The following is a 10,081-nucleotide window of genomic DNA, read 5'->3' on the forward strand; positions in this document are numbered from 1 at the left end:
GCCCCCGGCCGGTGGCCGGGGGCGCCGCTCGTACGGCGCTCGGGTCAGGGCGCGGTGACGGTGCCGGCGAGCTGCTGTGACCAGGCGGTCACGGTGGGCGCGGCGGCTAGGTCACCGAAGCGCACGCTCATCCCGGCGCGACGCCAGCCGTTGACCAGCCGCATCAGTTGCAGGGAGGTGAGTCCGAGCTGGACCAGGTTGGCGTCGTCGCCGATGGCTGCGGCGTCCAGGCCGATCACGACGGCGATCGCCTGTCGGATCTCCTCACGTGTGGTGCCCGCGGTGTCCTGCTGCACGATGGGTCCTTTCCGTCGACTCAGCGGTACTCTTCGATGATCTTGATTACGGCGCAGCCGACCTCGATGCCGACGCCGACGGCGAGCAGCAGGACGTGGTCACCCGGGCCGACGGCTCCGGTGGTCACCAGGTGGTCCAGCGCCAGGATCTGGTCGCTGGCGCCGCAGTGTCCGACCGTACGGCTGAAGTCCCACACGGTCTGCGCGTCGGTGATCCCGAGGGGGTCGAAGATGCCGTTCTGGAGCTGGTCGAGGGCGACCCCGCTGTGTGCGACCCGGGCGATGCCGGCCATCGTCACACCGGCCTCGTCGAGCACCCGGTCGACCGTCTCGGTGACCAGGTCGCCGAGGTGGAACACCGGCGGGGTGACGCCGTTGGCCCACTGCTCGGCCCAGTAGCGGGAGCGCGATTCGAGGTCGACCTGCCGCCCGGTGGTGATACTGGGCGGGAAGAGCGGTTCGCCGCCGCGGTGCAGGACCTCGGCCGCCGGGTTGGACGCCGAGCCGACCGCGAGGAGTTCGGCGAAGCCGCCCCGGGTGGACAGCAGGGCGGCGCTCGCGCCGTCGGCCAGCACGTAGTGCGAGCTGATCCGCCAGCGGTCGACGACCGGGGTGGAGAAGTTGTCGGCGGCGGTGAGCAGGACGGCGGTCGACCCGGGGTCGGCCATCAGCTGCGCGGCCGCCAGCCGCAGCGCCGACAGCATCCCGTTGCAGCCGTGGTGGATCTCCAGCGCCGGCACCGCCCGGACGCCGAGTGTCTCGTGCAGGATGTAGTGCGGGGCGGACCAGGTGTCGGGCCCCTGGTAGTGGACCGGGCAGTGCATCAGCGCCGCGACGTCCTCGGGGCGGTGGGCCGAGCGCTTCATCGCCTCCGCGGCGGCCTGGAACGCCATGTCGGGGGCGGGCGTGTCCGCTGACACCGCGATCGAGTGCAGGTCGCTGTGGATGCGGTTCCCCTCGTCGTACCAACCGCGTTTCACGGCTTCTTCGGTGGTGATCCGGTCCGGCAGATACGTGCCGACACCAGCGACAAAGACGTTCCGGACTTTCATTGCCACCCGCTTTCGGGAAATGGTGCGGCCAACATCCCCAACGGTCCTCGACCTGCCTAACGGCGACCTAAAGAGGATCTTGGTACGGGCCCGCACCGCCGCAGCCGCAGCCGCACCGCCGGGCAGCGGATCGACGGGCGACGCCGCCACCCCTCCCCCGGCCCGCCCGTCGTCCCGGGGCCCGCATTTGTGGCTGACATGCAGGCGTCGGTGCTTGCGGGGAGGCTTTTCGTGAGGGAGAGTCACCGAACGGGCGAGTCGCATCGCCGACAGAAGACACCCGGCCGAAACACTTCCGTGCACATCGTTAGCGGTACCCCTGCACCGCTGGACGGTTCCGGGCCCCGAAGCCCTTCGGCAAAATTCTCGGAACGGTCTTAACGACCATATCGACAACACGGGATAAAGCAGGTTGACACCCTCGCTGAAACATGATTAATTGCGATTCGTCACATCTCTTGGGGAGGGATACGTTGGCATCCGGTGATGATCGGGAGGCGTTGATCACCGCCGATCAACCAATTGTCTTCAAACTCCTCGGTCCCCTGGAAGTGTGGGTGGACAGCACCCGCGTCCCGCTCGGCGGCACCCGGCAGGAACTGGTGCTCGCGGCCCTGCTGCTGGCCACCGGATGCGTCGTCACCCTGCAACAGCTCGTTCAGGTCGTCTGGGAGACGCACCCGCCGTCGACGGCGGCGCACCAGATCCGGAAGATCGTGGCGGACCTGCGTCGGCGGCTGCCCGCCGGGCTGATCGTCACCGACGGGCCCGGCTACCGGATGGTCATCCACGACACGGCGGTCGACCTGCAGATCTTCGAGAGACAACTCGTCCGGGCCCGGGCCGCCGAGGACGACGGCCGCCCGACCGAGGCCATCGACGCCCTGACCACCGGTCTGTCCCTGTGGCGCGGCGACGCGCTGAGCGGCATGAACGGCCTCACCGTACGCACCGCGGCGGCCCGCGCCGACGAACGTCGTCTGATGACCGTCGAACGTCTGATCACCCTGCAACTGGAGATCGGCGAGGAGGGCGACCTGGTCGGCCAGCTCCGGGCGCTGGCGGCCGAGCACCCGATGCGGGAACGGTTGCTGGTCCTGCTGATGACCGCGCTCTACCAGAGCGGGCGGCAGGCCGAGGCCCTCCAGGTCTACGCCGACGCCCGGCAGTCGCTGGCCGACCAGTTGGGCATCGATCCCGGGCCGGAGCTGAGCCGGCGGCACGAGCAGATCCTGCGCAACGACCCGGCCCTCGACCCGCGTGCCGCCACCCGTGCGTCGGTGCCCACCGTCCGGGTCGTGACCTCGTCGAGCCGCCCGATGACGATCCCCCGGGACCTGGTCGACTTCACCGGGCACGACGAGACCCTGGAGACGCTCGTCGGCTTCGCCCGGCCGGACGCCACGGCGCTGACCCTCGTGTCGATCAACGGGATGGGCGGCGTCGGCAAGACCACCCTGGCGATCCACGCCGCGCACCGGCTGGGCAGGGAGTTCCCCGACGGGCAGCTCTTCCTGGACCTGCACGGCTTCACCTACGGCCGGGACCCGGTCGACCCGGTCGAGGCGCTGGGCGTCCTGCTGCGTGCGGTGGGCACCCCGGGCGAGCAGCTCCCCACCGACCAGGTCGGCAGGTCGGCGCTCTGGCGGGCCACGACCGCCGACCGGTCGCTGCTGATCCTGCTGGACAACGCCAGCAGCGCCCAGCAGGTCATCCCGTTGCTGCCCAGTTCGGCCACCAGCCTGGTGCTGATCACCACCCGGTCGCGGCTCAACGGATTGGACGGGACCCACTCGGTCACCCTCGATCCGCCGCTCGACGACGAGGCCAGCGCGATCGTCCACCGCCTGCTCGGCGACCGGCACCCGGCGACCGAGGCCGAGGTGCAGGCCCTGGTCGAGGCGTGCGGCCGGCTGCCGCTGGCCCTGCGGATCGCCGTGGCCCGGCTGCACAACCGCCCGAAGTGGACGCTCAGCTACCTGATCGGCCGGCTGCGCCGCGAGGGGCGGCTCATGCGGGAACTGGTCCTCGACGACCGCAGCGTCGCGGCCAGCATCGGCCTGTCCTACCACGGGGTCGGCCCCGACCACCAGCAGATGTTCCGCCTGATCGGGCTGTTCCCCGGGGAGAGCTGCGACGCGTACACGGCGGCGGCCCTCGCGGGCGTCTCGCAGGAGCGGGCCGAGCAGATCCTGGAGGACCTGCTCGACTCGCAGCTGCTCATCCAGCGGCAGGTCGACCGGTACGAGATGCACGACCTGGTCCGCAACTTCGTCCGTACCGTCCTCGCCCAGGACGAGGACGAGAACACCACCGCCATCCACCGGCTGCTCGACTACTACGTGGTCACCGCGGAGACGGCGGCGAACCGGGTCCAACCCGGCCGGTTCGTGACCGAGGCCCGGGTGCGGTACCCACCGCAGGACGTGGCGCCGCTGGCCGACCAGGCGGAGTCGCTGGAGTGGTTCGAGGCCGAGCGGCGCAACCTGCTGGCCGCGATCGACCTGGCGGCCGACCGGGGACACGACTTCCACCTGTGCCACCTGCCCCGCACGATGGCCTTCTACCTCTACGTCCGGGGCGAGATGCACGAGCACGTCGCCACCTTCCGCAAGGCCGCCGCCGCAGCCCGCCGGATCGACGAGCCGGTCCACGAGGGACTCAACCTGATCAACGTGGCGATCGCGCACTGGTATCTCGGGGAGTTCACCGAGGCCCTGGAGTGCTACGCCGACGCGCTGGCCATCGCCCAGGACACCAACGACACCGTCGGCGAGGGCACCTGCCTGGGGCGGATCGGCATCGTCTGCGCCAGCATGGGTCGCTTCGAGGAGGCGCTGAGCTACCAGCAGCGGGCGCTGGCCATCCACCGCACGATGGGCAGCCAGGCCGAGCAGGGCAACGCGCTGAGCAACATCAGCCAGTTGCAGAACGTCCTCGGGATGCACGCCGAGGCGGTGGCGAGCGCCCGGGAGGCGGTGCGCCTGCTCGACGGCCGCGACCAGCCGGCCGATCTCGCCTCGGCGCTGACCCGGCTCGCCTCGGCGCAGAGCAACCTGGGTGAGGGGTCGGCCGCACTGGCCACACTGACCCTGGCGACCGTCCCGGTGCAGACCACGAACAGCCGCCGGGCCCGCGCCATGCTCGAAACGCGGTACGCCGAGGTCCTGATGCGGCTGGGCCGGCTCGCGGAGGCGGAACGGCACGGCCTGGCCGCGCTGAGCCTGCTGGGCGGCCTGGAGAACCCGGCGCTGCGCGCCGAGGTGGAGAACGTCCTCGGTCGGGTCCACACGGAACGGGGCGACTTCACCGGCGCCCTGGCCCGACACCGCAGGGCCCACGAGAACGCCGACCGGATCGGGCTGCGCCTCGAACAGGCGCGCGCGCTCGACGGGATGGGGCGCGCCCACGCCGGCCTGGGTGACTTCGACCGGGCGGTGACGGACTGGCGGGCCGCGCTGAGCCTCTACCAGGTCATGGGCACCACCGGCGACGATCTGGAGCAGCGCCTCGGGTGTCTGGAGCAGTCCCGGTCGGCCGTGTCGCACTGACCGGCGGATGCGGTGCCGGGCGGTCGCCGTACCCGGGGAGCGTCCGCACCCCGCAACAGCGCCGCCCGATTACATCGATCAAGGTAATTACCATAGGGGAGCGTCGTGGTGATTTGCCACGACTCGTTGACGTAATTCGGTCGGCGAGCGCCTCAGCGCGGGCCGCCATTGTCGAGCAGCGGCCCGTCGGCGACCGCGACAACGGCATGACCCTCCGGACCGGCCACCACACGACCGGGGTCGGCGGCGGATCCGGTGGCGGCGAAGGCCCCGACGGCCAGGCACAATGCGACAGCGGCCCGACCCATAACGCGGATCTTGAACATGACATTCCCCCGGTGCTCGTCGGTCGTTTTGACAATGCCACTGTCACAACCGTCGCTACCGGAACGATCCCACATCGGTCCCGGCGAATACCATTGTGATCCCGGATCGCGAGGACGACAACACTGCCGCACTTATGGGCGCATGACGCAAAACGCATTCAAACCCATCGGTTGTGGCGACTCCGGCCGATGGGGTAGACATGGAGTGCCCGCCACGGCCGGCGCCGCCCTCTCCCCGCGGCCGATGCCGACCGGTGACGGCCGTCCCGTCGCCTCCCGCGCGTCGACCGCACCGGCATTCCCACCGCGAAGTGCGGCAACCCGGCAGGCGGGAACGGATCGGGACCGATTCGGTATCGGCCTGCGCCACAGTGGTGTGGTGACTTCGGTTGACCCGACGGCGGACTGACTCGCCACCACAGCGCCGGCACTCCACCCGATGCCACGTACCGCCGACACCGAGCCGGCGGGCGACTCGACGGGGGGAACATCCGTGAAGTACGAGATCCTTGGCGAGATCCGGGTCCATGGCGTCAGCGGTGTCGTCACACCCCGTACCCGCAAGACCGAGACCCTGCTGGCGGTACTGCTGGCGAAGACCAACCAGATGGTCACCTCCGACCAGTTGCTGAACGAGATCTGGGGCGAGGACCCGCCCAGCCGGGCCAACGACGCGCTCTACGTCTACATCTCGCAGCTCCGCAAGGTGCTGCGCGGCAGCGGCCACCACGCCGCCATCGTCACCCGGCCCCGGGGGTACACCATCCTGACCGACGCGGGCGACCTCGACGCCGACGAGTTCCGTCGGCTCGCCCACCTCGGCCAGCAGCTCCGTCGCGCCGGCCAGTTCTTCCCGGCGGCCCAGACGCTGCGCCGGGCACTCCTGCTCTGGGGTGGGCCCGCCTTCAGCGGGCTGATCGACAGCCCGGTCGTGTACGCGTACGCCACCCTGCTCAACGAGCTGCGCATCGAGTGCATGGAACAGCTCATGGAGATCGAGCTGACCCTCGGCGGTCACCGCGAGATCGTCGGCCAACTCTCCGCGCTCATCACCGAACAGCCCCTGCGCGAGAAGCTCTACCAGTACCTGATGCTCGCCCTGCACCGTTCCGACCGCCGGGCCGAGGCGCTGGCCGTCTTCCACACCGCCCGCCAGCGGCTCGACATGGAGATCGGCATCGAACCGTGCCAGGCCCTGCGCGACCTGCACCAGCACATCCTCCAGGACCGCGACCTCGGGTCGTCGATGCTGGTCAGCCCGCTCGCGGCGGCGTCGTGACCACGACCGCGGCGAACGTGCCGTACCGCACCGACGAGCCCGACCTCTGGCTGCGCCGGTTCGGCACCCGCAGCAGCGGCGGCCCCACCCTGATCTGCCTGCCGCACGCCGGCGGCGCGGCGACCTTCTTCCGGCCGCTCGTCGGGCTGCTCGCCGCCGAGGTGGACGTGACGTGCGTGCAGTACCCCGGCCGCCAGGACCGCCGCGGCGAGCCACCTGTCGACACCATCGACGCCCTGGCCGACCTGCTGACCGAGGTGATCCTGCCGACCGTGCGCGGGCCGGTGGCGTTCTTCGGGCACAGCATGGGCGCGATCCTCGGCTTCGAGGTGGCCCTGCGCCTGGAACAGCTCGGGGTCGCCCCGCTGCGGCTGTTCGCCTCGGGTCGCCGGGCGCCCGGGGTGTCCCGGCACGAGACGGTCCACCTGCGCGACGACCGTGGGCTGCTGGCCGACGTCGCGGAACTCAGCGGAACCGAGGACGACGTCTTCGCCGACGAGGAACTGACCGCGATGGTGCTGCCGGCCATCCGGGCCGACTACCGGGCGATCGAGACGTACGCGCCCCGGCCCGGGGTGCCCCGGCTGCGCTGCCCGGTGACGGCGCTGCACGGCACTTCCGATCCCCGGGTGGACCTCGCCGACGCGCGCGCGTGGGCGGGCCACACCGACGGCGGGTTCCGGCTGCAACCGTTCCCCGGTGACCATTTCTTCCTGCTGCGGCAGTGGACCCTGGTGGCCCGGGCGATCCGAACGGATCTGCGGCTGGGCTGACCCGCCCTCGACACGGACCGGCCCCGGTGCGAACAGGCAGCGGGGCCGGTCGGATCGCGTCCCCTCCTAATTGTCCCGGGCGATAAAGATCGACGCTGATCGACGCATGACGGGCTTTAGAACGGTTTCAGCGACCCGCCATAGCGTTCGCCGGACGGACAATGGAGCGAGGGGACCGACACACGATGAACGAATCGACCACCTGGCGAGCATTGACGACAGGCAGCACCGACGAGGTCGTCCTGGCCATCGACTTCGACGCCACCGGTCGCCCGGAGGCGCGGTTCGCCGACCTGGCACCGCACCTGGGACCGGATTCCAGCGTGTGGGAGACCGTGCCACTCGGGATGGACGCGCTGGCCGGACCCAGCGGCGAGGGATACGTCAAGCGCTGGGCCGACGAGGTCCGCGCCAGCGGCCGTACGGTGACGGCGGTCATGGGGTTCTGCGCCGGTGGCGCACTGGCCCCGGCCCTGGCCGCGCAGGTCGGCCAGTGGCAGCCGGAACCCCCGCTGATCCTCTTCGACCCCGAGACCGTCACGCCGCTGACCATGTACTGGCAGTTCGCGAAGATCATCGAGGTGGCCACCTCGTCGCTGACGCCGGCCGAGCTGGACGAGGCTCGCGAGGCGGGCCGGCAGGCCCAGCGCGACCTGGGTGACCTGGAGCCGCTGGCGGACCGGCTCAGCGAGATCTTCGGACAGGTCGGCGCGGTGGCCTTCCCCCGGCTCGGCCTGGACGCCACCAGCGCCGCCGAGGTGGTCACCCTGTTCCGCTCCTTCATCAGCTACCTGTGCGCCGCCGGCCAGTTCGACCCGCTGCCGGCGTGGTCCCGGGCCACGGTGCTCACCTCGGCGAGCCCCACCAGCGGTCTCAACGGCTACCGGACGATCAACCCGCAGGCCCCGACGAACCTCGCCGGCGACGAGATCACCTTCTCGGTCGGGCACGCCGGCATGCTCGCCGACGCCACGGTCGCCGCGACCACCCGGGAGCTGCTGGCCCGGACCCGGGTCCTCGGGGGAGCGCGGTCGTGACCGGGCCGGCCGCCGCCACCCGCAAGGAGGAGGCACTGTGGATGCTCGACCAGCTCGTCCCGGGTTCCGGCGTCAACAACCTGGCGGTGGCCCTCGACGTCGAGGGTGAACTCGGCGACTGGGAGCTGGAGGAGACCCTCGCCCGGCTGCTGGCCCGGCACGCCACCCTGCGGACGGTCTTCCGCGACACCCCGGCGGGGCTGCTACGGCACGTCCTCGGGCCGACCGAGATCACCGTCGCGCTCGACCAGCACGAGGTCGCACGGGCCGACCTGGAGGAGCTGCTCACCGCCTACGTGGGCAGGCCGTTCGCGATGGACGGCAGCCCGCTGCTGCGCGCCGGACGGTTCCGTACCCCCGACGGGGACGTGCTCTGCCTCGCCGTGCACCACCTCAACTTCGACGCCCTGTCCTCGGTGGTGCTGACCGAGGAACTGGTGGCCCTCTACACCGCGGTCTCGGAGGACACCGAGCCGCCCGCCGAACTGGCGCAGCCGGCACCGGTCTGCGTGGAGACGGCACCGAGCCAACGCAGCCTCACCTACTGGCGCGACCAGCTGCACGGGTTCGACCCGTCCGGGCTCGCCCTGTGGTGCGAGGGGCCGGACGTGGCCCAGCCGACCCTCACCGGCGACCGGGTCACCGCCCGCCTCTCGGCCGCCGCGTACGACGCGGTACGTGCCCTCGCCCGCCAACTGCGGGCACCGGAGGCGGTCATCCTGTACGCGGCGTACAGCCTGCTGCTGTCCCGGCACGGTGCGGGCCGGGACGTCGTCGTGGGCGCGCCCGCCTCGCTGCGGACCGCCGAGAGCAGCCGGGCCGTCGGCTACCACATCAACACGTTGCCGCTGCGGCTGCGCATCCCGCCGGGCGTCACCTTCGCCGACCTGGTCGGGGAGGCCCGGGGGGTGTTCCTCGCCTCGATCATCCACCGCGAGGTGCCCGTCGAGGCGCTGATGGCACAGTTCCGCCCGGCCGCCGGCTCCTGGCGCAACCCGGTCTTCAAGCACCTGTTCAACTACGTCCCGGACGAGGGGCAGGCCAGCTACGACCTCGGTGGGCTGCGGGCCGAGCGACGCATCGTGGAGAACGGTTTCAGCAAGTTCGACCTGGAGTTCTTCGTCGTCTCGACGGCCGGCGCGCTGGACGTGCGGGCGGTCTTCTACACCGAGGTCCTTGGGCGGGCGGACGTGACCGCGATGCTGGCCCGGTTCGACGCACTGCTGGTGACGCTCGGTCAGCGCAGCGGGGAGCCGGTCGACGCGCTGCCGCTGCACGCCCCGGCGGACCTCGCCACCATCGACACGGCGAACGCGACCACCCGTCCGGCGCGAAGCCCCTCGGTGCTGGCGGCCATCGCCGACCGGGTCGCGGCGGCCCCGACGGCGGTCGCGGTCCGCGACGGCGACCGCGCGGTGTCGTACGCCCAGATCTGGGCGGCGGCGGACCGCACCCGCGCGGCCCTGCGCGCGGCCGGTGTGGGTCCGGGCGGGGTGGTCGCCCTGCTGGGCCGGCGGGGTCCGGAACTACTCGGCGCGGTCCTGGGCACCTGGCTGGCCGGGGCCGCCTACCTGCCGGTCGACCCGGCCCACCCGTACCAGCGGATCGTCTACCAGCTCGACGACTCGGGCGCGGGGGTGGTGATCGCCGATCCGGGCACGCCGGTGCCGGAGGCGCCCGGCCGGGTGGTGCTGCACCCGGTGGAGGTCGCCGACGTCGACCCGGCACCGGTCGGCCCGCCCGCCGACGGGCTCGCCGCCGGCGACG

Annotated in this window: 8 protein-coding genes; 5 read left to right on the plus strand and 3 right to left on the minus strand. The window is 71.6% G+C overall.

The genetic code is table 11. The annotated features are described in order from the left end of the window. Nucleotides 1-44 precede the first annotated feature (44 nt). Together ACOJTC_RS11245 and ACOJTC_RS11250 are read right to left on the minus strand one after the other, a co-directional pair. Nucleotides 45-296, minus strand: a complete 252-nt coding sequence (locus ACOJTC_RS11245) for a phosphopantetheine-binding protein (protein ID WP_204924120.1) — start codon at nucleotides 294-296, stop codon at nucleotides 45-47. A 20-nt stretch (nucleotides 297-316) separates the two neighbouring features. Beyond that, nucleotides 317-1,276 carry a ketoacyl-ACP synthase III family protein gene (locus ACOJTC_RS11250; RefSeq protein ID WP_377684961.1) on the minus strand — a complete coding sequence of 320 codons (960 nt, stop codon included), beginning with the start codon at nucleotides 1,274-1,276 and terminating at the stop codon, nucleotides 317-319. 629 nt (nucleotides 1,277-1,905) lie between these two features. Between ACOJTC_RS11250 and ACOJTC_RS11255 the strand changes: the two genes are divergently transcribed. Beyond that, a complete protein-coding gene (locus tag ACOJTC_RS11255; RefSeq protein ID WP_420116802.1) occupies nucleotides 1,906-4,899 on the plus strand; it encodes a BTAD domain-containing putative transcriptional regulator in 2,994 nt (997 codons plus the stop codon). A gap of 152 nt (nucleotides 4,900-5,051) precedes the next feature. Here ACOJTC_RS11255 and ACOJTC_RS11260 read toward each other — a convergent pair whose 3' ends face one another. Further along, complete coding sequence (locus ACOJTC_RS11260; protein ID WP_420116803.1) at nucleotides 5,052-5,225, minus strand: hypothetical protein; 174 nt, start codon at nucleotides 5,223-5,225, stop codon at nucleotides 5,052-5,054. Nucleotides 5,226-5,718: 493 nt separating this feature from the next. Between ACOJTC_RS11260 and ACOJTC_RS11265 the strand changes: the two genes are divergently transcribed. The 4 genes from ACOJTC_RS11265 to ACOJTC_RS11280 form a co-directional block, all read left to right on the plus strand. Then, nucleotides 5,719-6,504, plus strand: a complete 786-nt coding sequence (locus tag ACOJTC_RS11265; protein WP_420116804.1) for an AfsR/SARP family transcriptional regulator — start codon at nucleotides 5,719-5,721, stop codon at nucleotides 6,502-6,504. Further along, the gene (locus ACOJTC_RS11270) at nucleotides 6,501-7,277 is read left to right on the plus strand and encodes a thioesterase II family protein (protein ID WP_420116805.1); all 777 of its coding nucleotides are present in this window, start codon (nucleotides 6,501-6,503) and stop codon (nucleotides 7,275-7,277) included. Before ACOJTC_RS11265 ends, ACOJTC_RS11270 begins: the two co-directional genes overlap by 4 nt. A gap of 185 nt (nucleotides 7,278-7,462) precedes the next feature. Then, nucleotides 7,463-8,314, plus strand: a complete 852-nt coding sequence (locus tag ACOJTC_RS11275) for a hypothetical protein (protein WP_377684955.1) — start codon at nucleotides 7,463-7,465, stop codon at nucleotides 8,312-8,314. Continuing rightward, nucleotides 8,311-10,081, plus strand: a 1,771-nt coding sequence (locus tag ACOJTC_RS11280) for a condensation domain-containing protein (protein WP_420116806.1), incomplete at its 3' end; no start/stop codon positions are given. The genes ACOJTC_RS11275 and ACOJTC_RS11280, both read left to right, overlap by 4 nt.

Origin of the sequence: Micromonospora sp. (assembly GCF_048594385.1) — a bacterium.
In the GTDB taxonomy this organism is placed as follows: Bacteria; Actinomycetota; Actinomycetes; order Mycobacteriales; family Micromonosporaceae; genus Micromonospora; species Micromonospora wenchangensis.